The 24,038-nt window shown below is 69.5% G+C and carries 19 protein-coding genes; 6 read left to right on the forward strand and 13 right to left on the reverse strand.

Annotation, left to right across the window (positions count from 1 at the left end; genetic code table 11):
* Positions 1–42: 42 nt before the first annotated feature.
* Positions 43–2,838 carry a DNA polymerase I gene (gene polA, locus AAHB17_RS03790; RefSeq protein ID WP_342129161.1) on the forward strand — a complete coding sequence of 932 codons (2,796 nt, stop codon included), beginning with the start codon at positions 43–45 and terminating at the stop codon, positions 2,836–2,838.
* An 18-nt stretch (positions 2,839–2,856) separates the two neighbouring features.
* Here the strand turns inward: polA and AAHB17_RS03795 are convergent, their stop codons facing one another.
* Positions 2,857–4,155 (reverse strand): hypothetical protein, encoded by a 1,299-nt coding sequence (locus AAHB17_RS03795; RefSeq protein ID WP_342129162.1) that lies wholly within the window; start codon positions 4,153–4,155, stop codon positions 2,857–2,859.
* 139 nt (positions 4,156–4,294) lie between these two features.
* Between AAHB17_RS03795 and AAHB17_RS03800 the strand changes: the two genes are divergently transcribed.
* Complete coding sequence (locus tag AAHB17_RS03800; RefSeq protein ID WP_342129163.1) at positions 4,295–5,353, forward strand: Gfo/Idh/MocA family protein; 1,059 nt, start codon at positions 4,295–4,297, stop codon at positions 5,351–5,353.
* A gap of 219 nt (positions 5,354–5,572) precedes the next feature.
* On the opposite strand, the gene AAHB17_RS03805 is transcribed toward AAHB17_RS03800, so the two are convergent.
* The 9 genes from AAHB17_RS03805 to AAHB17_RS03845 form a co-directional block, all read right to left on the reverse strand.
* A complete protein-coding gene (locus tag AAHB17_RS03805; RefSeq protein WP_342129164.1) occupies positions 5,573–6,421 on the reverse strand; it encodes a MurR/RpiR family transcriptional regulator in 849 nt (282 codons plus the stop codon).
* Between the two features lie 43 nt (positions 6,422–6,464).
* Complete coding sequence (locus AAHB17_RS03810; RefSeq protein ID WP_342129165.1) at positions 6,465–6,839, reverse strand: methylglyoxal synthase; 375 nt, start codon at positions 6,837–6,839, stop codon at positions 6,465–6,467.
* A 6-nt stretch (positions 6,840–6,845) separates the two neighbouring features.
* Positions 6,846–9,656, reverse strand: a complete 2,811-nt coding sequence (ppc, locus tag AAHB17_RS03815; RefSeq protein WP_342129166.1) for a phosphoenolpyruvate carboxylase — start codon at positions 9,654–9,656, stop codon at positions 6,846–6,848.
* Complete coding sequence (pgi, locus tag AAHB17_RS03820; protein ID WP_342129167.1) at positions 9,653–11,248, reverse strand: glucose-6-phosphate isomerase; 1,596 nt, start codon at positions 11,246–11,248, stop codon at positions 9,653–9,655. Before pgi ends, ppc begins: the two co-directional genes overlap by 4 nt.
* Before the next feature lie 39 nt (positions 11,249–11,287).
* Positions 11,288–11,926 carry a bifunctional 4-hydroxy-2-oxoglutarate aldolase/2-dehydro-3-deoxy-phosphogluconate aldolase gene (locus tag AAHB17_RS03825; RefSeq protein ID WP_342129168.1) on the reverse strand — a complete coding sequence of 213 codons (639 nt, stop codon included), beginning with the start codon at positions 11,924–11,926 and terminating at the stop codon, positions 11,288–11,290.
* Between the two features lie 38 nt (positions 11,927–11,964).
* The gene (gene edd / locus AAHB17_RS03830) at positions 11,965–13,791 is read right to left on the reverse strand and encodes a phosphogluconate dehydratase (RefSeq protein ID WP_342129169.1); all 1,827 of its coding nucleotides are present in this window, start codon (positions 13,789–13,791) and stop codon (positions 11,965–11,967) included.
* Positions 13,792–13,807: 16 nt separating this feature from the next.
* Entirely contained in the window at positions 13,808–14,539 is a 732-nt protein-coding gene (gene pgl, locus AAHB17_RS03835) for a 6-phosphogluconolactonase (RefSeq protein ID WP_342129170.1), read from the reverse strand.
* 4 nt (positions 14,540–14,543) lie between these two features.
* Positions 14,544–16,007, reverse strand: coding sequence for a glucose-6-phosphate dehydrogenase (zwf, locus tag AAHB17_RS03840; RefSeq protein ID WP_342129171.1), 1,464 nt, complete (start codon positions 16,005–16,007; stop codon positions 14,544–14,546).
* A gap of 263 nt (positions 16,008–16,270) precedes the next feature.
* Positions 16,271–17,503, reverse strand: a complete 1,233-nt coding sequence (locus tag AAHB17_RS03845; protein WP_342129172.1) for a cytochrome P450 — start codon at positions 17,501–17,503, stop codon at positions 16,271–16,273.
* A gap of 445 nt (positions 17,504–17,948) precedes the next feature.
* Here AAHB17_RS03845 and AAHB17_RS03850 point away from each other — a divergent pair, with 445 nt between their 5' ends.
* From AAHB17_RS03850 to slmA, 3 genes are all read left to right on the forward strand, one after another.
* Complete coding sequence (locus AAHB17_RS03850) at positions 17,949–18,473, forward strand: hypothetical protein (protein WP_342129173.1); 525 nt, start codon at positions 17,949–17,951, stop codon at positions 18,471–18,473.
* Between the two features lie 86 nt (positions 18,474–18,559).
* Entirely contained in the window at positions 18,560–19,462 is a 903-nt protein-coding gene (argB, locus tag AAHB17_RS03855; RefSeq protein WP_342129174.1) for an acetylglutamate kinase, read from the forward strand.
* A 12-nt stretch (positions 19,463–19,474) separates the two neighbouring features.
* Complete coding sequence (slmA, locus tag AAHB17_RS03860; RefSeq protein ID WP_342129175.1) at positions 19,475–20,128, forward strand: nucleoid occlusion factor SlmA; 654 nt, start codon at positions 19,475–19,477, stop codon at positions 20,126–20,128.
* Positions 20,129–20,132: 4 nt separating this feature from the next.
* On the opposite strand, the gene AAHB17_RS03865 is transcribed toward slmA, so the two are convergent.
* Genes AAHB17_RS03865 through AAHB17_RS03875 form a run of 3 tightly spaced genes read right to left on the reverse strand, consistent with a single transcriptional unit; the run spans position 20,133 to position 22,986 of the window.
* Positions 20,133–21,107, reverse strand: a complete 975-nt coding sequence (locus AAHB17_RS03865; RefSeq protein ID WP_342129176.1) for a tripartite tricarboxylate transporter substrate-binding protein — start codon at positions 21,105–21,107, stop codon at positions 20,133–20,135.
* Between the two features lie 38 nt (positions 21,108–21,145).
* On the reverse strand, positions 21,146–22,594 hold the full coding sequence (locus AAHB17_RS03870) for an amidase (RefSeq protein WP_342129177.1): 1,449 nt from the start codon (positions 22,592–22,594) through the stop codon (positions 21,146–21,148).
* Positions 22,595–22,596: 2 nt separating this feature from the next.
* On the reverse strand, positions 22,597–22,986 hold the full coding sequence (locus AAHB17_RS03875; RefSeq protein ID WP_342129178.1) for a RidA family protein: 390 nt from the start codon (positions 22,984–22,986) through the stop codon (positions 22,597–22,599).
* Between the two features lie 70 nt (positions 22,987–23,056).
* On the opposite strand from AAHB17_RS03875, the gene AAHB17_RS03880 reads away from it, so the two are divergent.
* A complete protein-coding gene (locus tag AAHB17_RS03880; RefSeq protein ID WP_342129179.1) occupies positions 23,057–23,968 on the forward strand; it encodes a LysR family transcriptional regulator in 912 nt (303 codons plus the stop codon).
* Positions 23,969–24,038: the final 70 nt, after the last annotated feature.

Here is a 24,038-nt window from a genome sequence, read left to right on the forward strand (position 1 = left end):
CGGCCCATGGGCCCTTGGGGCGAATACCGCGACAATGGCGCGATGAACGAGAACAAGCCCACCCTGGTCCTGATTGACGGCTCCAGCTACCTGTATCGCGCCTTTTTTGCCGGTGGTGAAACCATGTCCATCACCCTGCCCGATGGGACGGTGCAGAAGACCGGCGCCATCCGCATCCTGATCAACATGGTGCAGGCGCTGCGCAAGGAGTACCCGGCGCAATACATCGCCTGCGTGTTCGATGCCAAGGGGCCGACCTTCCGCGACGCGATCTACCCCGAATACAAGGCCCACCGCGACCCGATGCCGGACGATCTGCGCAGCCAGATCGCACCCATCCATGAGGTGGTGCGGCACCTGGGCTGGACGGTGCTGGACGTGCCTGGCGTCGAGGCCGACGACGTGATCGGCACGTTGGCCGTGACGGCGGCGCGCCAGGGCGTGGAGGTGATCATCTCCAGCGGCGACAAGGACCTGGCCCAGCTCGTCAACGAGCACATCACCATCATCGACACCATGTCCGGCAAGACGCGTGACCTGGCGGGCGTGGAGGCCGAATTCGGCGTGCCGGCCCGCCTGATGCTGGACTACCAGACCTTGGTGGGCGACGCGGTGGACAACGTGCCCGGCGTGCCCAAGGTGGGCCCCAAGACGGCCGTGAAGTTGCTCAAGGAGTACGGCTCGCTGCAAGGCGTGGTGGACAATGCGGCGAACATCAAGGGCGTGGTGGGCGAAAACCTGCGCAACACGCTGGACTGGCTGCCCACAGGCCGCAGCCTGCTGACCATCAAGACCGACTGTGACCTGACCGGCTGGGTGGGCAGCCTGCCGGCGCTGGACGCGCTGGCCGGGCGCCCGAACGACGTCGGGCCGCTGCGCGAGTTTTACCTCAAGTACGGCTTCAAGGGGCTGGCCAAGGCGCTGGGCGAAGGGGAGGCCGCCGCCTCCCCGGCGGCCCCCGCCGCGTCGATGCCCCCCTCCACCCCCGGCCTGTTCGATGAACCCGCCGAGGCGGCCCCCGTCGCGCCAGCCAGCCAGCTGGCCTACGACACCGTCCTGACCTGGGAGGCATTCGACACTTGGCTGGCCAGGCTGCAGGCGGCCGATCTGGTGGCGCTGGACACCGAGACCACCTCGATCGACGAGATGGTGGCCGAGATCGTCGGGATTTCCTTCAGCGTGGCGCCGGGCGCGGCGGCGTACATCCCGCTCGCGCACCGCTACCCCGATGCCCCTGAACAACTGCCGCGCGACGAGGTGCTGGCCCGCATGAAGTCCTGGCTGGAAAATCCCGAGGCGAAGAAGCTCGGCCAGCACATCAAGTACGACCGCCACGTGTTCGCCAACCACGGCATCGAGGTGCGGGGCTACGCGCACGACACCATGCTGCAGAGCTACGTGCTCGAAGCCCACATGCCCCACGGGCTGGAGAGTCTGGCGCAGCGCCACCTGGGCCGCAGCGGCATCAGCTACGAGGACCTCTGCGGCAAGGGCGCCAACCAGATTGGTTTTGACCAGGTGGACATCGCCCGCGCTGCCGAGTATTCGTGCGAAGACTCGGACCAGACCCTGGACGTGCACCTGGCCCTGTGGCCTCGGATCGAGGCGGACGACAAGCTGCGCTTTGTCTACGAGCTGGAAATCGCCAGCAGCGAGACCCTCTACCGCATCGAACGCAACGGCGTGCTGATCGACGCGTCCACCCTGGCCAGGCAGAGCCACGAACTGGGCCAGCGCATCCTGCAGCTGGAGGCCGAGGCCTACGAGATCGCCGGCCAGCCCTTCAACCTCAGCAGCCCCAAGCAGCTCGGCGAGATCTTCTTCGACAAACTGGGCATGCCGGTCGTGAAGAAGACGGCCACCGGCGCGCGCAGCACCGACGAGGAGGTGCTGGAAAAACTCGCCGCGGACTACCCGCTGCCGGCCAAGCTGCTGGAGCACCGTGGCCTGGCCAAGCTCAAGGGCACCTACACCGACAAGCTGGCCCAGCTGGCGCTGCCGCGCACCGGCCGCGTGCACACCCATTACGCGCAGGCGGTGGCCGTGACCGGGCGCCTGTCCAGCAACGACCCCAACCTGCAGAACATCCCCATTCGCACGCCCGAGGGCCGGCGCGTGCGCGAGGCCTTTGTGGCCGCGCCCGGCCACGTGATCGCCAGCGCCGACTACAGCCAGATCGAGCTGCGCATCATGGCCCACATCAGCAACGACGCGGCCCTGCTCAAGGCCTTCCACGAAGGCCTGGACGTGCACCGCGCCACGGCGGCCGAGGTGTTCGGCGTGCCGCTAGACCAGGTCAGCAGCGAGCAGCGCCGCTACGCCAAGGTCATCAACTTCGGGCTGATCTACGGCATGAGCGCCTTCGGCCTGGCGCGCAACCTGGGGCTGGACAACACGGCGGCCAAGAACTACATCACGCGCTACTTCGAGCGCTACCCAGGGGTGAAGTCGTACATGGAGTCCACGCGCGAAACGGCGAAAAAACAGGGCTATGTCGAAACCGTGTTCGGCCGCCGCCTGCAGTTGGCCGGCATCCAGAGCGCCAAGGGCGCGCAGCTCGCGGGCCTGGAGCGCGCCGCCATCAACGCCCCCATGCAGGGCACGGCGGCCGACCTCATCAAGATGAGCATGAACGCCGTGCAGCGCGTGCTCGACGCCGAGAAGCCCGCCATCAAGATGATCATGCAGGTGCACGACGAACTGGTGTTCGAGTGCCCCGAGGCCGAGATCGACTGGCTGAAAACCGAGGTGCCGCGCCTGATGGCCGGCGTGGCCCAGTTGCGGGTGCCGCTGCTGGCCGAGGTGGGCGTGGGCGCCAACTGGGACCAGGCGCATTGAGCGCCTGCCGGGGCGCCGTCAGCGCCCCAGCAAGCCGCGCAGCATGTTGAGCGGATTGGGCAGGGCCGGCGCGGCAGGGGCGGGCGACGCGGGGGTGCCGGTGTCGCCACGTTCGCCAGCCCGCGCCGCCGGGCTGCCACCACCCGTGGATTCACCCAGCATGGCCATGGTCTGGGACTTGACGCGCACGCGCACGGCCCAGTCGGGCTCCCACGGGGCCTTGGGGTCGGCCGGGCGCGGCGGGTGGGCCAGGTGGCTTTCGTGGCCGTAGGCGATCATGCGTGCCATCGCGCCTTCCGATCCCTGGAAGATGCCGGCCGGCACCGCACACTGCTGGGTGTCGGCGGGCAGCAGCAGCTTGTCCTTGATCCAGCGGTCCACGGTGGCGTTGGGCAGGTAGTCGAACAGGCCCATGCCGCTGTCGCGCGTTTCGGCGCTGGACCACAGCACCATGTCCTCGCCCGTCTTGCCCATGGCATGCAGGTAGTAGGCCCGGGCCTGGGCCAGCGGTGTCCAGCGCAGCTGCATGGCCTGGCTCAGGGTGCCCGAGGTTGACAGGTCGATGGCCGGCAGCAGGTCTTGCTGCGCCCCCAGGCTGAAGCGCACGTTGGCCGGGATGCCATCGCCCGTCACCTGGTGTTCGCCTTGCAGCGAGCTGTCGCGCTTGAGCGTCACGGTGTTGCGCTCGTTGGGGTAGACGGCGTGGCCGGGGCCGACCCGCGCGCTGCGGTCGGGCACGTAGCGGCCGGCGAAGGCGGTGCCGAAGTCGCTGGCCTGCGCGGTCGCCAGGTTGATGACCAGCGGCTGGCCCGGGCGCACCGTGTCGCCGCAGCCCCAGTAGATCAGCACCCGACCGCGCGGGCGCTCCAGGTCGGGTGGTGTGTCGCCGGGCTCGCTCTCATGCGTGCCCGGGGGCGTGGGTTTCAGGGGCAGCAGCGGCAGGCTGGCGCCCATCAACATGCCGGCGGGAATGGCCTGGCTGGCTTCCTGGCCGGGCTTGAGGCGGTTGTAGAGAGCGATGTCCAGCAGGCGCGGCGGCGAAATGCCCATGCCGCGCGCCATGCCGTAGGTGGTGGGGGCGCCACCCATGGCGCCGCCGCGCGCACCGCCGCCCATGAGGCCGCCCAGCAGCCCGCCGATGGGGTTGCCCATGTCCATCTCGGGCATGCCGGCCATGGTGCCGGTGGACAGGTCCAGCCACAGCTGCACCTTGGGCGGCTTGACGTTCTGCGCCTGCAGCGGCGATGCCGCACACAGGGCCAGGAACACCAGGGTGGCGGCGCCGCTCAGGCGCACACGTTGGGGGCGAACTTGCATGGGACACCTCGCTGACTTGCTGGATCGCCACGTGGCCTCAACGGGGCTGGATGGCCCGGTTATTCTAGGCCTTGGGCAGCTGCCGGCGGCCCTCTGACGGCCGCCGTGCACCGTTTTCCACCATCCCTCAGGAGTCTTCATGTCCCCCCTGCATCCCGCCCCCATCCGCCCCGCGCTGCGCATCGGCATCCTGGGCTGCGCCAGGATCGCGGCCCAGTTCGCGCGCGATGTCGCGGGCAGCCCGGAGGTCGAGATCGTGGCCGTCGCCAGCCGGCAACTGGACACCGCGCGCGCCTTCGCCGCCGCCCACGGCATCGCGCGTTGCCACGGCAGCTACGAAGCGCTCCTCGCCGACCAGGCGGTGGACGCGGTCTACATTCCCCTGCCCAACAGCCTGCATGCCGAATGGGCGATCCGGGCCTGCGCCGCCGGCAAACACGTGTTGTGCGAAAAACCGCTGTCGCTGGGGCGCGCCGAGGCCCAGGCCATGTTTGACGCCGCCCGCCAGCACCGCGTGATGCTGCTCGAAGCCTATCCCTATTACTTCCAGCCCCAGACCGGCGCGATGCTGGACCTGCTGCACGGCGGCGCCATCGGCGCGGTGCGTTCGGTGCAGGCGTGTTTCGGCTTCACGGTGGGGCAGCCCACGACCAACATCCGCATGAAGCCCGAGCTGGGCGGCGGCGCGCTGCTGGACGCCGGCAGCTACCCGCTGAGCCTGATCCGGCTGGTCATGGGCGTGGCCCCAGCGCGGGTGCGTGCCGACGCCACCTGGGCCGACAGCGGGGTTGACATCAGCATGAGCGCCACCCTGTTCTATGCCGACGGCCGGCGTGCCCAGCTGTCGTGTGCGATGGACGCGGCCAACCACCGCCGAGCGGTCATCGTGGGCAGCGAGGGCACCCTGGAGACCGAATACCTGAACCACACCAGCGCCGACCCGGCCGGCGATGCCCGGGGCTACCTGCCCAGCGCGCTGCGGGTGCGGCGCGGCATCTCCAACGCCTTGCCCTTCGAGCCCGTCGAGGCCGGCACCGGCAGCGGCTTCCGCTTTGCCGCCCAGGCCTTCGCGCGTGTCTGGGCGCAGGGCGACTTCGCCGCCATCGAGCGCGCCGCCCAGGCCAGCCTGGACAACATGGCGACGCTGGAAGCACTGGCCCTGAGCGCGCGCGAGGCACGCACGGTCGAGCTGGCCTGAGAACGTGTTTACGATCTACAAGGGGTCGCGTTGGAACGCAATCTCGTTCCAACCCGCAGGGCAAGTGCCTTTTCGGGCGCTCTGCGGAGTTGCAAAGCCTCGGCGGGCCACCGGCCCGTCTGCGTTTTGCGCCTGGCAGCCCATCCCGAAAAGGCGCTTGCGCGACCTCTTGTAGATCGCAAACACGTTCTGAGAACGTCAACCCGTTCTGAGAAGGGCTCAGGTGTAGCGGCGGTGGTGCAGGTGGGACTTCATGTCCTTGAGCTGGGGCAACAGCGTGTCCACGCCGATGCGCAACGCCAGCGCGGTGGCCAGGATGTCGATCACCATCAGGTGCAGCAGCCGCGAGGTCATGGGGCTGTAGCGGTCGTAGTGTTCCGGGTGGTCGGCCGCCAGGTGGATGTCGCCGGCGCTGGCCAGCGGTGAGCCGCTGGCGGTGAGCACCAGCACCGTGGCGCCGCGCTGGCGCGCGATGTCGGCCGCGTCCATCAGGTCGCGGGTGCGACCCGAATTCGAGATCACCAGCACCACGTCGCCCGGGCGGCGCAGCGAGGCGCTCATGACCTGCATGTGGCCGTCGCTGTAGGCGATGGTGTTGACGCCCAAGCGGAAGAACTTGTGCTGCGCGTCCTGGGCCACGATGCCCGAATTGCCCACGCCGTAGAACTCGATGCGGTGGTTCTCCCGGTAGGCGCGCTCCAACGCGTCGGTGGCCCGTTCCAGCGCGCGGCCCGAGGCCTCGTTGCGGTAGCGCAGGAAGGTCGCCATGGTGTTGTCGATGACCTTGACCATCACATCGCCCATCTTGTCGTCCGGGTCGACGCTGCGGTGGATGAAGGGCACGCCCTCGCTGACGCTGCCGGCCAGCTTGAGCTTGAAGTCGCTCAGGCCGTCGTAGCCGACGCTGCGGCAGAAACGCACCACCGTCGGCTTGCTCACGTGTGAGCGCTCGGCGATGTCGGTGATGGCCAGGTTGACGAAGCGCCGGGGATCGGCGATCAGCAGCTTGCCCACCCGCTGTTCGGCGGGGGGCAGGGCGGACAGGGAGGCCTGGATTCGGTCGAGCATGGCGGGTGTCCTGGTGGAGCGGGGAGACCGGCCGACAGCACCCCTAAGTACCGGCGCACTGCGCCAGCAGCAGGCGCGCGCTGGCGAGGTTGGTGGCGCAGGGCACGTCGTGCACGTCGCAGGCGCGCACCAGTGCGTTGATGTCGGGCTCGTGGGGCTGGGGCGTCATCGGGTCGCGCAGGAAGATCACCACATCGATCTCGCCCACCGCCAGGCGGGCGCCGATCTGCAGGTCGCCGCCCAGCGGGCCGCTGAGCAGGCGCTCCACCGGCAGGCCCACCTCGTCGCGCAGGCGGCCCCCGGTGGTGCCGGTGCCACACAGGGTGCAGGTGCTCAAGAATGTCTTGAACGACTGCGCCAGCCGCACCATGTCGGCCTTTTTGCCATCGTGGGCGATCAGGGCGATGCGCAGGCTCATGGTCGGTCAGCCCGTGTTGCGCAGCCCGGCCGCGATGCCGTTGATGGAGATGTGGATGCCCTGCTTGACCAGGTCCTCGCGGCTGCCGGCGCGGTAGCGCCCGATCAGCTCGACCTGCAGGTGATGCAGCGGGTCGATGTAGGGAAAACGGTGTTCGATGGAGCGGGCCAGCGCGCGGTTGGTGGCCAGGCGCACGGTGTGCCCGGTGATGTCGGTGAGGGCGCGTTGCGTGCGTTGCCATTCGGCCTCGATCTGGCCAAACACCTTCTTGCGCAGGCGGCCATCGGGCACCAGGTCGGCGTAGCGCGAGGCCAGCGACAGGTCGCTCTTGGCCAGCACCATGTCCATGTTGGACAGCAGGGTGCTGAAGAAGGGCCACTTCTGGTGCATCTTGCGCAGCAGCGCCAGGGCCTCTGTCTCGCCCATTTCCGCGCACAGCGAGGCCACGGCACTGCCGAAGCCGAACCAGCCCGGCAGCGTCAGGCGGCATTGGCCCCAGCTGAAGCCCCAGGGGATGGCGCGCAGGTCCTCGATGCGCTGGGTGGCCTTGCGCGAGGCCGGCCGCGAGCCGATGTTGAGTTCGGCGATCTCGCGGATGGGCGTGGCGTTGAAGAAGTAGTCGGTGAAGCCGGCCGTGCCATAGACCAGGGCGCGGTAGGCCGTCATGCTGGCCTGCGACAGGCGCGCTGCGGCGTCCAGGTACCTGGCCGGCACCGTCTGGGGTGGCGGCAGCAGCGTGGCCTCCAGCGTGGCCGCCACCAGGGTCTCCAGGTTGCGCCGGCCGATCTCGGGGTTGGCGTATTTGGAGCCGATGACCTCGCCCTGTTCGGTCAGGCGGATCTGGCCACGCACCGTGCCCGGCGGCTGGGCCAGGATGGCCTGGTAGCTCGGGCCGCCGCCGCGGCCGACGGTACCGCCCCGGCCGTGGAACATGCGCAGGCGGATCGGATTCTGCGCCGAGAGCTTGTCGAACAGCGCGACCAGCGCGAGTTCGGCGCGGTACAGCTCCCAGTTGCTGGTGAAGATGCCGCCGTCCTTGTTGCTGTCCGAGTAGCCCAGCATGATGTCCTGCTCGCCGCCGCTGCGCTGCACCATGGCGGCGATGCCGGGCAGGGCGTAGAAGGCCTCCATGATGGGGGCCGACTGCTTGAGGTCTTCGATGGTCTCGAACAGCGGCACCACGATCAGCTCGTTGACCGCGCCGTCGTTCAGCGTGCCCTTGAGCAAGCCCACTTCCTTTTGCAGCACCAGCACCTCGAGCAGGTCGCTCACGGTCTCGGTGTGGCTGATGATGGCGTGGCGTATGGCCGCGCGACCGTAGCGCTGCCGCATTTCGCGGGCGGTGCGGAACACACCCAGTTCGCTGTGTGTGTGGGGCTGGTAAGGCGCGTCGGGCACGCTCAGCGGGCGGGCGTCGTTGAGCAGGCGCAGCAGCAGTTGCTGCTTGGCCGCTTCGTCCAGGGCGCTGTAGTCGGTTTCGATGCGGGCCTGGGCCAGCAGGTCGGCCAGGGCCAGCTCGTGCTGGTCCGAGCTCTGGCGCAGGTCCACCGTGGCGAGGTGGAAACCGAACACCTCGACCGCGCGCATCAGCGGGCGCAGGCGGTGGGTGGTCAGTGCCTCGCAGCGCTGGAACACCAGCGCGGCGTCGAGCACGCGCAGATCGGCCAGGAATTCGTCGGCATCGGCGTAGGCGTTTTGCGGCGCCACGGCGTGGCGCGCGGCCTCGCCGCCCGACAGGTCCTTGAGCGTGGCCGCCAGCCGGGCGTACATGCCGGTCAGGGCGCGGCGGTAGGGCTCGTCGGAGCGGTGTTCGTTGGTGTCGGGCGAGCGGTCGGCCAGGGCCTTGAGCTCGGGCGTCATCTCCACCCGCAGCGTGGACAGCGACAGCTCGGCGCCCAGGTGGTGCACCTCGGTCAGGTGGTGGCGCAGCACGATGTCGGACTGGCTTTGCAGGGCCAGGCGCAGGGTGTCGGCGTTGACGTTGGGGTTGCCGTCGCGGTCGCCGCCTATCCACTGGCCCATGCGCAGGAAAGGCGCCACCGGCTGGCCGTCCAGCGCCTGTTCGATGTCCTGGTAGATGCGCGGGATCTCGGGCAGGAAGGTGCTCTGGTAGTAGGCCAGCGAGTTCTCGATCTCGTCGGCTACCGTGAGCTTGGAAAAACGCAGCAGCCGGGTGTGCCAGAGCTGGGTGATGCGGGCGCGCATGTGGGCCTCGTTCTCGGCCAGCTCGCGTGTCAGCACCGGGTCGGCGCTCAGGCGCGGCGAGCCCGCCGCCACGCCATGGCGCTGCAGGATGTCGTCGCGCTGGCTCAGGCAGCGGGCGATGTCGCGCTCGGCGTCAAGGATGCTCTTGCGCTGCACCTCGGTCGGGTGGGCGGTCAGCACCGGCGACACGTGGCCATGCGCCAGCGATTCGGCCAGGGCGCTGGCGCCCACGCCGGCGCGCTTCATGCGTGTCCAGGTGTGGGCCAGGCTGCCTTCCTGCACGTTGCCGGCGCGCTCGTGCACCGCGCGGCGCCGGATGTGGTGGCGGTCCTCGGCCAGGTTGGCCAGGTGGCTGAAATAAGTGAAGGCGCGGATCACGCTGACCGCCTGGCTGTCGCTCAAGGTCCGCAGCAGCTTCTTGAGTGCCTTGTCGGCGGCCTGGTCGGCCTGGCGCCGGAACGCCACCGACAGCTTGCGAATCTGTTCGATCAGCGCGAAGCTGTCTTCGCCCTCGTGTTCGCGGATCACGTCGCCGAGCAAACGCCCCAGCAGGCGGATGTCGTCGATCAGCGGCTTGTCCTTGGCGGGGTCGTCTCGGCGGGTGGATTTCATGCGGACTGCTTTTTTTCCATCTGTTTGGCCATGGTCTTGCCGAGCTCCACGCCCCATTGGTCGTAGGCGTGTATGCCCCACAGGGCGGCCTGGCAGAAGACCTTGTGTTCGTACAACGCCACCATGGCCCCCAGCGAGTGGGGGGTCAGTGCCTGCAGCCAGAGACTGGAGTTGGGCACGTTGCCACGGAAAGTGCGGTGCGGCAGGAGTGTAAGGGCCTGTGCATCGGACAGGCCGGCGGCGCGCAGTTCCACGGCCGTGGCGGCGGCGTCGCGGCCCAGCGCCAGCGCGTTGGCCTGGGCGTTGAGGTTGAGCAGGGCGACACGGTGGTGTTCGGCCGCCAGCGGCAGCGGCGCGTCCTCGGTCTCGACGCCGATGAAATCGACCGGTACCCGGTGCTGGCCCTGGTGCAGCAGCTGGAAGTAGGCGTGCTGGCCCTCGATGCCCAGGCCGCCCCAGACGATGGGGCCGGTGCCGATCTCGACCGGCGAGCCATCGACGTGGGTGCTCTTGCCGTTGGACTCCATGTCGAGCTGCTGCAGGAAACGCGCGAAGTGGAACATGCGGCTGGCGTAGGCCGCGATCAGGTGGGTGGGGCAGCCGAGGAAGTTGCGGTTCCACACCCCCAGCAGCGCCATCACCAGGGGCATGTTCTGAGCCGGCGCGGCGTGCCAGAAATGCTGGTCCATGGCGTGGCCGCCGGCCAGGAATTCGCGGAAGCGGTCGGTGCCGATGGCGATGGCCAGCGGCAGGCCGATGGCCGACCAGACCGAGTAGCGCCCGCCCACCCAGTCCCAGAAGCCGAAGGTGTTGTCGGCTGCGTAGCCTTGGGCCGCCGAGACCCGGGGCGATGCGGTCACCGCGATCAGATGGGGCGCCTGCTGCGCCTCGGAGGCCAGGCCGTGGTCGGCCAGCCAGCGCTTGACCGAGGCCGCCAGCGTCAGGGTTTCCTGCGTGGTGAAGGTCTTGCTCTGGACGATGAAGATGGTCTGGTCGGGGTTGAGCCAGCGCAGGATGGCGTGCAGGGACCAGGCGTCGGGGTTGGAGATGAAGTGCACCCGCACGTCCGGGTCGCAGTAGGCGTCCAGCGCCTGCACCGCCATGCGCGGGCCGAGGTCGGAGCCGCCGATGCCGATGTTGACCACGTTGGTGATGCGCCGGCCACGGAAGCCGCGCCAGCTGCCATTGCGGATGCGTTCGGCGGCGTCCAGGAAGCGCTCCAGCTCGGTCCGCACTTCGCCGGAGATGGCGTCGCCCCAGGGCGGCTGGGCCATGTTCGAGCCGCGCAGGGCCACGTGCAGCACGGCGCGGTCTTCGGTGGTGTTGATGGCCGCGCCCCGGGCCTGGGCCCGGGCCTGGGCCATCACGCCCGATTCCTCGGCCAGCGCCAGCAGGGCTGACAGCACCTGTGGCGTGACCTGCTGGCGGCTGGCGTCCAGGCGCAGGCCGGCGACCTCGAACTGCAGGCTGGCGTGGCGGGCATCGGCGCCCGGTGCGAGCAGTTCGCGCAAGTGGGGCAGCGGCTCACGGGCGAGCTGTTGCAGGTGTTGCCAGGCGGCGCGCTGCTGCGGAGGGACAAAGGCTGATGTCATGGGACAGGACACAAATCGGTGGGTCGGGAGCGGGGCGTGTCAGGCGATGGCCTGTGCGGCCAGCGTGGCCTCGCGGGCCAGGCGGGTGATCTGGGCCCAGTCGCCGGCCTGGACGGCAGCGGCCGGCGTGAGCCAGGAGCCGCCCACCATGGCCACGTTGGGCAGGGCGAGGAACTGGCCCATGTTGGCCAGCGAGACACCACCGGTGGGGCAGAAGCGCAGGTCGGGCAGTGGGCCGCCCCAGGCCTTGAGCACCTCCACGCCGCCGAGCTGGGCGGCCGGGAAACACTTCATGAGTGTGAAGCCGGCGTCGCGCGCGGACATGGCCTCGCCGGGCGTGGCCACGCCGGGAATGAAAGGCAGGCCGGCGGCGGTCACGGCATCGAGCAGGGCCGGCGTGGCCCCGGGCGAGAGCGCAAAACGCGCCCCGGCGGCGATGACCTGGGCCACCTCGCTGGCGCGGGTCACGGTGCCGGCGCCGACCTGCATGGCCGGCACCGCGCGGGCCACGGCCTCGATGGCGGCCAGCGCGGCGCTGCTGCGCAGGGTGATCTCGATCACGTCGACGCCGCCGGCGAGCAGGGCCTCGGCCATGGGCACGGCCTGGGCGGGGTCGGTGACGACCACCACGGGCACGACGCGGGAGTGGAAGGTGGGCAGGGGGGCGGGTGTTTTCATGGTGTGCGGGTGGGAGTGTGCCAGTTGTGGTGGGCGGCTCAGTCGTTGCCAAAGAGGGCGGACGCGCCGTTTTCGGCCAGGCCCGCCTGGCGGCGGAACAGGCCGAACAGTTCGCGGCCATGGCCGGCGCCGTTGGCGCTGAGGTCGACCTCGGCCAGCGGGCGACTGGCCAGTTCGGCGTCGTCGATCTGGACCGTCAACGTGCCGCTCTCGCAGTCCAGCAGCACCATGTCGCCGTCGCGCACGCGGGCGATGTTGCCGCCGCAGACGGCTTCCGGCGTCACGTGGATGGCGGCCGGCACCTTGCCCGAGGCGCCCGACATGCGGCCGTCGGTGACCAGGGCGACCTGGAAGCCCTTGTCCTGCAGGATGCCGAGGATGGGCGTGAGCTTGTGCAGTTCGGGCATGCCGTTGGCCTGTGGGCCCTGGTGGCGCACGATGGCGACGAAGTCGCGTTCGAGCTTGCCCTGCTTGAACAGCTCGCTCAGGGCCTGCTGGCTGTCGACCACCACGGCCGGCGCCAGCACGCGCTGGTGCTCGGGCTTGACGGCCGAGGACTTGACGACCGCGCGGCCCAGGTTGCCCTGCAGGCGCTTGAGGCCGCCATCGGGCGTGAAGGGCTTGCCGACCGGGCGCAGCACCGCTTCGTCGCCCGAGGTGGCGGGCGCGGCGCGCCAGGCCAGCCGGCCGCCGTCCAGCCAGGGCTCGGCGGCGTAGCGGCGCAGGCCTTCGCCGAGCAAGGTGCTGACGTCCTCGTGCAGCAGTCCCACCGACAGCAGCTGGTCGATCAGGAAGCCCATGCCACCGGCGGCGTGGAAGTGGTTGACGTCGGCCTTGCCATTCGGATAGACCTTGGCCAGCAGCGGCACGGCGGCCGAGAGTTCCGAGAAGTCGTCCCAGTCGATGCGGATGCCGGCGGCGCGTGCCATGGCCACCAGGTGCATGGTGTGGTTGGTCGAGCCGCCGGTGGCCAGCAGGCCGACGATGGCGTTGACGATGCTTTTCTCGTTGACGATCTGGCCCATGGCCGGCCCCTGCAGGGCGCGCGCCACGGCGTGTTCGGTCAGCGCGCTGCGCAGCGGTGTGCCGGGGTTGACGAAGGACGAACCCGGCAGCTGCAGGCCCATGATCTCCATCAGCATCTGGTTGGAGTTGGCCGTGCCGTAGAAGGTGCAGGTGCCGGCGCCGTGGTAGGCGGCCTCCTCGGCGGCCAGCAGGGTGGAGCGGTCGACCAGGCCCTGTGCGTACTGCTGGCGCACCTTGGACTTGTCGTCGTTGGACAGGCCCGAGGTCATGGGGCCGGCCGGCACCATGACCACCGGCAGGTGGCCGAACTGCAGCGCGCCGATCACCAGGCCGGGCACGATCTTGTCGCAGATGCCCAGGCACAACACGCCATCGAACACGTTGTGCGAGAGCGCCACCGCCGTGGCCAGGGCGATGACGTCGCGCGAGAACAGCGACAGCTCCATGCCTTCGTAGCCCTGGGTGACGCCGTCGCACATGGCCGGCACGCCGCCGGCGACCTGGGCCGTGGCGCCCAGGCTGCGCGCCACAGCGCGGATCTGCTCGGGGTAGTGCTCGTAGGGCTGGTGGGCCGAGAGCATGTCGTTGTAGGCGGTGACGATGCCCAGGTTGGGCTGGCGCTCCTGGCGCAGCACCAGCTTGTCGTCGCCCGGCATGGCGGCGAAGGCGTGGGCCATGTTGGCGCAGCCCAGGCCGGCGCGGTAGGGGCCGGGCTTGCGCAGCCCCGCCAGGGTGGCCAGGTAGCGGCCACGCGATTCGCGGCTGCGCTCGACGATGCGTTCGGTCACGCGCCGCAGCGTGGCGTTCAGGGGGACGGAGGGGGTGGCGATGTCGGACATGGACGGCTTTCGGGAATCAGGGGGCTTGCCACACGTGGACAGGCCGGGGGGCCTGGTGCAGCACCAGGGAGATGGGCAGGTCGGCGGTGGGCGCGGCGCAGGCCTGCCGGAACACCGCGTGTTTGTTGGCCCCCGCCAGCGGCAGCACCAGGCAGCGCGCGGCCAGCAGGGTGGGCAGGGTCAGGGTCAGGCGGGCATGGGGCGCGGTGGCGGGCACGGTCCAGGCCAGCGGCCGTTCGGACAGCAGCGCCTGTGCCAGGCCGGCGGCGCCGAGAAAGAGGGACGCCGTGTGGCCGTCTTCGCCCATGCCCAGCACGGCCACGTCCAGTGGCCAGGGCAGGGCCGACAGACGCTGCTGGGCGGCATCGGTCAGGGCCAGCAGCGCGGCGCGCGCCAGACCCTGTCGGGCATCGAAGCCGGGCAGGGTGTCGAAAAACGGCAGCCAGTGCGCGGCGGCGGCCGGCCCTTGCAGCAGGTGCTGGCGCACCAGGGCGCTGTTGCTGTCGGCGTGGCCGGGGGGCACGCAGCGTTCGTCCACCAGCAGCACGGTCACCCGCGCCCAGGGCAGGGCCTGCCGGGCCAGTTGCTGGAACAGCGGCACCGGCGACCTGCCACCCGAGACCGCCAGCAAGGCCTGGCCGCGTTCGGCCACGGCTGCCCGCAAACGGCCGGCGATGTCGGCGGCGAGTGCCTGCGCCAGGGTGTCGCCATCGGGGCAGGGGTGGAGGTCGCAGCGGGCCAGGCTCATGGGTTCACTGCGCCTCGAACCACACCGCGTCCTCGCGCGCGACCAGCGCCGACGAGGCGGCCGGTCCCCAGCTGCCGGCGGGGTAGGTCTTGGGGCGGTCGTTGAGCTGCTTCCAGCCGTTCAGGATGGGGTCGGCCCAGCGCCAGGCGGCTTCGAGTTCGTCGCGGCGCATGAAGTGGGTCAGGCGGCCCTTGATGACGTCGATCAGCAGGCGTTCGTAGGCCTCGGCCCGGCGCTCGGTGAAGGCCGACTGCAGGTCCAGGTTGAGGAAGACCGGGCGCATCTTCATGCCCGAGCCCGGCTCCTTGGCCATCATCTGCAGCCGGATGGATTCCTCGGGCTGCAGGGTGATGATGAGCCGGTTGGGGTGGGCGCTGGCCGCCTGGTCCGCGAAGATGGAGAAGGGCGGATCGGAGAACTCGATGATGATTTCCGACTGGCGCTTTTGCATGCGCTTGCCGGTGCGCAGGAAAAAGGGCACGCCGGCCCAGCGGATGTTGTTGATCTGGGCCTTGATGGCGACAAAGGTCTCGGTCTGGCTGAGGGCCGGCACGTCGGCCTCTTCCAGGTAGCCCTGGGCCGGTTTGCCGTCGACCACGCCGGCGCCGTACTGCCCGCGCACGGTGTCGCGCAGCACGTCGGCCAGCTCGAACTTGCGCAGCGAGCGCAGCACCTTGAGCTTTTCGTCGCGCACGTCGTCCGGGTCGAGCGAGATGGGCGCTTCCATGGCCACGATGCACAGCAGCTGCAGCAGGTGGTTCTGCACCATGTCGCGCATGGCGCCGGTGTGGTCGTAGAAACCGGCGCGGGTGCCCACGCCCACGGTTTCGGCCACGGTGATCTGCACGCTCTTGATGGTGGGCGCGCGCCACAGGGGCTCCAGGATGGCGTTGCCGAAGCGCAGCACCATCAGGTTCTGCACCGTCTCCTTGCCCAGGTAGTGGTCGATGCGGTAGATCTGGCGCTCCTGGAAGTGCCGCGCCACCGCTTCGTTGATGGCCTGGGCCGAGGGCAGGTCGTGGCCCAGGGGCTTCTCCAGCACCACGCGCGCGTCGGCGTCGATCAGGCCGGCGTCGTCCAGGTGGCGGCAGATGTCGGTGAACAGGCTGGGCGCGGTGGCGAGGTAGAAGACCTTGGTTGCGCCTGGGCGGCAGCTGGCGTTCAGGCGCTGGTAACCGTCGGCCACGGTGGCGTCCAGGCTGACGAAGTCCAGCCGCTCCAGGAAGCTGGTCCAGGCGGTCGCCTTCAGGGCCTCGGCGTCGACGTGGGGGCGCGAGGTCTTGTCGATGAAGGCGACGTAATCCTCACGGCTCCAGTCGTGGCGGCCGACGCCGACGATGCGGCAGTCGCCGGGCAGGCGCTCGTGCAGGTGCGCCATGTAGAGCGCCGGCAGCAGCTTGCGCCAGGCGAGATCGCCGGCGCCGCCGAAGATGACCATGTCCAGGGGAGGAGTGAGAGCAGCGTTCATGAAGGGTGTGGGGCTGTGTATGTAATAAGGTTACATCAAAAAAGGCCAAAAAACAGGAAACAAGTTACATCCTGGTTTCAGGATGCCGTCCGTGCCGGTGCACACCTTCTCAGTTTTCCATCGCGCCGGAGCGCGACCCGCGACCCATGAAACGGTCGAACCGGGGGACACCGCCGGGCCGGCTTGACCGGACGGCTGGTGTCGCCCCTTGAGGGGGATGCGGCCACGCGCAGCGGGCCAGCGACGGGGCGGTCTGTTTCACTTCAGTCCGCGCGCAGTGTCAGGGATTCCAGGCCCCGCAGGTTGATCAGCGGCCGCCACCGGGGGCTGTCCTCGGCCAGCACGAGCCGGGGGTAGCGCTGCAGCAGCCGGCTGAACACCACCTCGGCCTCCAGCCGCGCCAGTGGCGCGCCCAGGCAGTAGTGGATGCCGGCGCCAAATCCCATGTGTGGGTTGGGGCTGCGCCCGATGTCGAAGCGGCCCGGGTCCGCGAACACGGCCGGGTCGCGGTTGGCGGCGCCGAGCATGAAGAACAGGGTCTGGTCGGGCGGGATCACCGTGTCCGCGACCGGGTACGGCCCGATGGTGTGGCGCGCCACCGTGGTGACCGACCCTTCGAAGCGCAGCATTTCATCGATGGCCGACGGCATCAGGTCCGGCGCCGCGCGCAGGCGGGCGAGTTCCTGCGGGTGGCGCAGCAGGCTCAGCATGCCGTTGCCGATCAGGTTGGTGGTGGTCTCGTGGCCGGCGATGAACAGCAGGATCAGGTTGCCCAGCAATTCGTCGTCGCTCATGGCGGTGTCCTCGTCGTGGGCGGCGATCAGCAGGGCCAGCAGGTCGTCGCGGCGCGGGCCGCGCCGGTGGGCCGCGATGTGCGCCAGCAGGTAACCGGCCATGGCATCGGCGGCGTCGGCCGCGGCCAGCCGTTGTGTCTTGCGCACCACCGGCTCGACGACCCAGGCCAGCGTGTCCGACCACAGCTTGGTCTGCTGGAAGTCCTGCGCCGGCAGGCCCAGCACGTCGCAGATCACGCGCACCGGCAGCGCCTGCGCCACGCTGGCCATGAGGTCGAATTCGCCCCGCGCCGGCAGCGTCGCCAGCAACTCGTCGGTGATGGCGGCGATGCGTTCGCGCAGCGCCATCACCACCGGCGGTTTGAAGGCGCCCTGGACGAGGCGCCGCAGGCGCGTGTGTTTGGGCGGGTCGTTGAACAACATCCACTGCTCTGTGGTGCGCTCCAGTGTCGACTCCGCGACGAAGGGTCGCAGCTGGGCATAGACCGGTGCGCGCCAGGGCTCGCGGCTCAACTGGCTGTTGCGCAGGCCGTGGCTGGTGTCGGCGTGGCCGAAGATGAGCCAGATGCCCAGCACGTCCCGGGCGACGGGGCCACGCTCGCGCAGCGCGCGCAGCAGTGGGTGGGGGTTGTCGCGAAAGGCCGGGTCACGCATGTCCACGGCGGGCGTGCCACTGCCGGCGGAGGTGAACGTTGTGTTCATGGCAGGCTCCAGTTCAAGCGCTGACCCGGGGCCGGCGCAGCGTGTGTGGGTCTGTGCTGGCGTCGGCGCCCAGCGCGGCCCAGCCCCGTGGGCCATGAGTATTGTGAAATTGTTTTTGTCGCATTTCACATTGGACGGTTTGCCTGCTCCCTCCTACCATTCACTCACCCCGACACGACCCGGCAAGAGGACCGGTCAGGGAACCACAAAAAAAATGGCGTGGCGGCAGGGAGTGGAGACAGGGAGAGGTCGCCGCCAGTTGGAAGGAAGAAGAAAGAGAAGAGCAGGGAGAACAGGGGAGGTGCTGGTCGAACAGCCGGGGCAAACAACCGGGCGGGCCAGCGGAAAAGCACAGGCATGCGCCTGTGCTTTTCTTTTTTGGGGCGCCCATCCGTCACGCTACACTTTCAAACAATTTCTAACATTTACAGGAGTTGGCATGCGCATGAGCACCCGGTTGGCCTGGTTGGGCACCTTGTGGACCGGAGCCGCATGGGCGCAGGTGGATCCCTGCGCCCAGGGGCAGAACAACGTCTGCGTGAGCTTCAGCACCGCACAAGGCGTGCCGCTGTCGCCCCAGGCCATGGTCTTGCTGGCCGCCATACTGGGCGTGCTGGCCTACGTGAAGCTGCGCAAGAACGCCTCCGGCCTGTGGGGCCTGGGTCTGTCGCTGGCCTTCGGCGCCTGGCTGACCCTGCAGCCCGGCGGCGCCGGCTGGGCCAATGGCTTTCACCGCGAGAATTTCAGCACCGGCAACCCGGTGGTGTCGTCCGCGAACATTTCCCCGCTGGTGGTGGTCAACAACCTGGCGCGCAACGCCACGATCACCGCCATCACCATCGACGGCTACCCGTTCAACCCGGCGCCGGGCACCTACGGCGGCTACGAGCGCTGCCACGTCGGCAAGGTGCTGGTGCCCTGGGTGGTGGGGAGCGACCCGATCGGCACCTGCGTGATCCAGTTCGTCTGAACCGGGGCGCGCGGGGCGGCCACGCATAATGGGCGGCGGTGGGGCGGTGCATGCCGCCCTTGTTACATTTCACGACAAGCATTGCCATGAGTTCCAACACCGCCCCGCTGGCCCAGATTGCTCCGCGCGACAAGGCCGAGATCCTGGCCCAGGCCCTGCCCTACATCCGCAAGTACCACGGCAAGACCATGGTCATCAAGTACGGCGGCAACGCCATGACCGACCCCGCCCTGCAGGCCGCCTTTGCCGAGGACGTGGTCATGCTCAAGCTGGTGGGCATCAACCCGGTGGTGGTGCACGGCGGCGGCCCGCAGATCGAGACCCTGCTGCAGCGCCTGGGCAAGAAGGGCGAGTTCATCCAGGGCATGCGCGTGACCGACCCCGAAACCATGGAAGTGGTGGAGTGGGTGCTGGCCGGCGAGGTGCAGCAGGACATCGTGGGCCTGATCAACCGCGCCGGCGGCAAGGCCGTGGGCCTGACCGGGCGCGACGGCGGCATGATCCGCGCGCGCAAGCTGCGCATGCTGGACCAGAAGGACCCCAGCGTCGAACACGACGTTGGCCAGGTGGGCGACATCGTGTCCATCGACCCCAGCGTGGTCAAGGCGCTGCAGGACGATGCCTTCATCCCCGTGGTCAGCCCCATCGGATTTGGCGAGCACAACGAGAGCTACAACATCAACGCCGACGTGGTGGCCGCCAAGCTCGCGACCACGCTGCAGGCCGAGAAGCTGCTGATGTTGACCAACATCCCGGGCGTGCTTGACAAGCAGGGCAAGCTGTTCACCGAACTCAGCATGCGCCGCATCGACGAGCTGTGCCAGGACGGCACCATCAGCGGCGGCATGATCCCCAAGATCGCCGGCGCGCTCGACGCCGCCAAGAGCGGCGTCAACGCGGTGCACATCATCGACGGCCGCGTGCCCCACGCGCTGCTGCTCGAAATCCTGGGCGACCAGCCCTTCGGCACCATGATCCGTTCGCACTGACGGGCCACCGCCATGCACAGCGCCGCCCTCGACACCGACGACACCCCGGCCACGGCGCCGGTGGGTCCGGAAACGACCGGGCGCAAGCGCCCCAAGCCGGGTGAACGCCGGGTGCAGATCCTGCAGACCCTGGCCGCCATGCTGGAGCAGCCGGGGGCCGAGCGCGTCACCACCGCGGCGCTGGCCGCGCGCCTGCAGGTGAGCGAGGCGGCGCTCTACCGCCATTTCGCCAGCAAGGCGCAGATGTTCGAGGGCCTGATCGATTTCATCGAGAACAGCGTGTTCGGCCTGGTGCAGCAGATCACCCAGCGCGAGACCGACCCGCGCCAGTGCGCGACGCGCCTGGTGGCCATGTTGCTGCAGTTCGGCGAGAAGAACCCCGGCATGGTGCGGGTGATGGTGGGCGACGCCCTGGTGTTCGAACACGAGCGCCTCCAGCAACGCATGAACCTGCTGTTCGACAAGTTCGACGCCGCCCTGCGCCAGACCCTGCGCGAAGGCACGCCGGGATCGGACACCCCCACGGTCGACGCCAGCGTGCTCGCGGGCGTGTTGACCGCCTTCGTCGTCGGGCGCCTGCAGCGCTTTGCCCGCAGCGGCTTCAAGCGGCTGCCGACCGAGCAGCTTGACGCCAGCCTGCGGCTGGTGCTGGCCACCGCAGGCTGAACGCTCAGTCGGCCGAAAAGCCCGAGGCCTTGACCACCGGCGTCCAGGTTTTGAGGTCGTTGCTGATGCTGCTGGTCAGGGTGTGGCCGGGCGCGGCGTCGGGCTGGGTGCCCATCTTCTGCAGGGCTTCTCGCACGTCGGGCAGGGTGACCACCTTGAGGGTCGCGGCCTCGAGCTGCTTCACCGTGGCGTCTGGGGTGCTCGCGGGCACGAACAGGCCGGTCCATTCGAGCTGGTCGAACTGCGGGTAGCCCAGTTCCTTGAGGGTGGGCACGTCCGGCAGCTGTTCGGCGCGCCGGGTGCCGTTCACCGCCAGGATCTTCACCCGCTTGCCCTGGTGCTGCACCATGTCGGCGATGGGGATGATGCCGGCGGCGAGCTGGCCGCCCAGCAGGTCCTGGGTCACGGGCGCGGCGCCCCGGTAAGGCACCGACAGCAGCTTGGTGCCGGTCAGCTCGCCGAGCTGGTAGCCGATGAACTGCGGCAGGCTGCCCGGCGCGGGCACGCCGTAGCTGGCGTGTTTCTGGTCGCCACGGGCCAGCTCCAGCCACTGCGCGACGGTGTTGGCCGGTGAGCCGATGGGCACGGTCACCGACTCGTAGAAGCTGGACAGGCGGGCCACGGGCTTGAAGTCGCGGTTGCCGTCATAGCGCACGATCTTGGTGGTCAGTTGGGCCATCACCATCATGTGGGTGGTGCCCAGCAGAACGGTCAGGCCGTCGCCCGGTTGTCCCTTCACGTAGTCGGCGGCGATGGTGCCGCCGGCGCCCACGCGGTTGTCCACCACCACCGGCACGCCGAGTTCGTCCTTGAGTTTGTCGGCGATGGTGCGGGCCAGCACGTCGGCCGAGCCGCCGGCCGGGAAGCCGACCACCAGGCGCAGGGCGCCCCGGTCCTTGGGCACCTGGGCGCTGGCCAGGCCGGCCACACAGAGCGCGGCCGGCAGCAGGGCCAGGGCGAGAAAACGACGGAGTTGCATGGGAGGCCTTTCGGGTCGGACGGGGGAGGGATGTGGTGTCACAGGGGCGCGGTGCGGTGGAACCAGGGCGCGGCGGCTTCGAGCTGCGCGGCCAGCTGCAGCAGCAGCGTGTCCTTGGCGAAGCGGCCCACCAGCTGCACCCCGATGGGCAGGCCGGTGGCAGACCAGTGCAGCGGCAGGCTGATGGCGGGCTGGCCGGTGGCGTTGAAGGCGCCGGTGAAAGGGCAGAAGCCGGCCATGGCCTGCTGGAATGCGTCCAGCGACAGCGTCTGGGTGGACAACCGCCCCAGCGGCACGGGCGGCTGGGCCAGGGTCGGTGTCAGCAGCACGTCGACGGTGTCGAAGAAGCGCGCGATCTGGCGCACTTCGCGGTTGATGACGGCAAAACGCGAGGCGTAGTGCACTCCGGTGACCTGTCGCCCCAGGGCGATGGCGGCGCGGGTCACGGCTTCGAGCTCGTCGTCCCGCGCGGCGCGCCCCAGCTGGGCTTCGCGGGCGTCGACGCTGGCGGCCAGGCCGGTGAGCAGCAGGGTGCCGCAGGCGGCGCTGAGCGCGGCCGCATCGAAGCGGGGCGCGCCTTCCTCGACCTCGTGTCCCAGGTCTTGCAGCAGGCGGGCCGTGTGTTCGACGGCGGCGCGGCATTCGGGGTCGATGGCGCGGCCCGAGAACGTGGTGGTGGTGAAGGCGATCCGCAGCCGCCCGGGGGCTTGCTGGATGGCCTGCGTGAACGGCGTGGCCGGCGGCGCGGTGAAGTAGGGCGCGCCCAGGTCCGGCCCGGCCGTGGCCTGCAGCAGGGCGGCGCAGTCGCGCACCGAACGCGTGACGGCGTGTTCGTGGCTCAGGCCGTGCGAGGCCTCGCCCCGGTGTGGCCCGGTGGGCAGCAGGCCACGCGTGGGCTTGAGGCCGACCAGACCGTTGCAGGCGGCTGGGATGCGGATGGAGCCGCCGCTGTCGGTGGCGTGGCAGGCCGGCAGGATGCCGCTGGCCACGGCCGCCGCCGCGCCGCCGCTGGAGCCACCGGCCGTGTGGTCCAGGTTCCAGGGGTTGCGGGTCGGGCCGGTCAGGGCCGGTTCGGTGGAGGCACTCATGCCGAATTCGGGCGAGGCCGTGCGGCCCAGGATCAGCAGGCCGGCGCGGCGCAGCCGGGCCACGGTCTCGCTGTCGAAGCCGTGCACGTCGTCGGCGAACAGGCGGCTGCCGTGGGTCAGCGGCATGCCGGCCACGGGGGCATGCAGGTCCTTGATGAAGTAGGGCACGCCGGCCAGCGGGCCTTGCGTGTGGGCCGCGTGCGGGGCGGCGGCCAGGGCCCGCGCTTCGGCCACGGCCGCCTCGTTCAGGTGGGTGACGGCATTGACCCGGGGGTTGACGTCGGCCAGCCGCTGCAGGGCCGCGTCCAGCACTTCCTGGCGCGACACATCGCCATGGCGGATCGCCTCGGCCAGGCCGGTGGCGTCGAATTGGCGGTAGTCGTGGAAAGGCAATCCCATGGTCAGGACCTCGCCACGGCGATGGCTTCGATTTCGAGCCGGCTGCCCAGCGCTAGCCCGCTGCTGCCAAAGGCGCTGCGCGCCGGATAGGGCGGCTGGAAGAAGCGGGTGTAGACCTCGTTGAACTGGGGCCAGTCGTTCATGTCGGCCAGCATCACCGTGCACTTGACGACTTGGCCGAGCTCGAAGCCATGGGCTTCCAGCGAAGCCTGCAGGTTGCGCAAGGCCTGCTCGGCTTCGGCCTTGAGCCCGCCGGGCGCCAGTTTCAGACCACCGGGCAGGGTGCCCATCTGACCCGACAGGTAGAGCGTGTCGCCCACCCGCACGATTTCGGAAAACGGCAGCCCCAGGGCCGAGAACGCGGGTGAGTTCAGGTGTTCGATGTCAGGCATGGGCCCACTGTAGGTGGGTGAAGGCATTCGCACAAATACAATATTTCATCGTAAGCCATACAATTTTGATATGCATTTCGACGGCAAAAGACTCCACTACTTCGTCACCGTGGCCGACACGGGCAGCCTGGGGCGGGCCGCCGAGGTGCTGCACGTGGCGCAGCCCGCCTTGTCGCGCCAGATGCGGCTGCTGGAAGACGAGGTGGGCGCCCCGCTGATGGAGCGCACCCCGCGCGGCATGGTGCTGACCGCCGCGGGCCAGGCCTTCTACCTGAGTGCGCGCCGGCTGCTGGACGACGGCCACGCCGCCGTGCACCGTGCGCGCCTGGCGGCCAGCGGCAACCTGGGCCACCTGCGGGTGGGGTTTTCCGAGATCTACCTGTGGCATCCCCAGGTGCTGGCGGCGCTGCAGGCCTATCGCAGCCAGAGCCCGGGCGTGACCTTCACGGTGGAGGCCATGCTGTCGGGCGCCATCGCCGAGCGCGTGCGCGACGGTCAACTGGACCTGGCGCTGGCCTACCGCAACCAGGCCGACGACGACAGCAGCTTGCACAGCCGGCCCTGGCTGGTGGACGAGTACCGGCTGGTGGTGCACCGGGATTCGGCCCTGGCCCGGCGCCCGCCGCGCCGGCTGGCCGACCTCAACGGCGAGGACTTCATCCTGTTCCGGCGCGACCAGTCGCCGCGCATGCACGACACCATCATCCACCACTTCCACCAGCGCGGCTTCTCGCCCCACATCGTGCAGGAAGGCACGACCCACTACACCGTGCTGGCCCTGGTGGCCGCCGGCCTGGGCTGCAGTGTCATGCCGGTCAGCGCCGCCGCGCGCATGCCGGCCGGCGTGAAGATGCTGCCGGTGCCCGACATGCAACTGCTGACCCCCATCCACGCGGTCTGGCACCGCGACAACTTCACCCCGGTGGTGCAGCGGTTCGTGGATCTGTTGTGTGAGCCCGGTCAAGTAGAGACCACCCTCTAGAAAAAAGGCCCCATGGCGACTGGGGGCCTCTGGACAACCGAGGATTTCCGTTCAGAATAGCACGATCGTT

The organism is Hydrogenophaga sp. OTU3427, from assembly GCF_038440225.1.
Lineage (GTDB): Bacteria > Pseudomonadota > Gammaproteobacteria > Burkholderiales > Burkholderiaceae_C > Hydrogenophaga.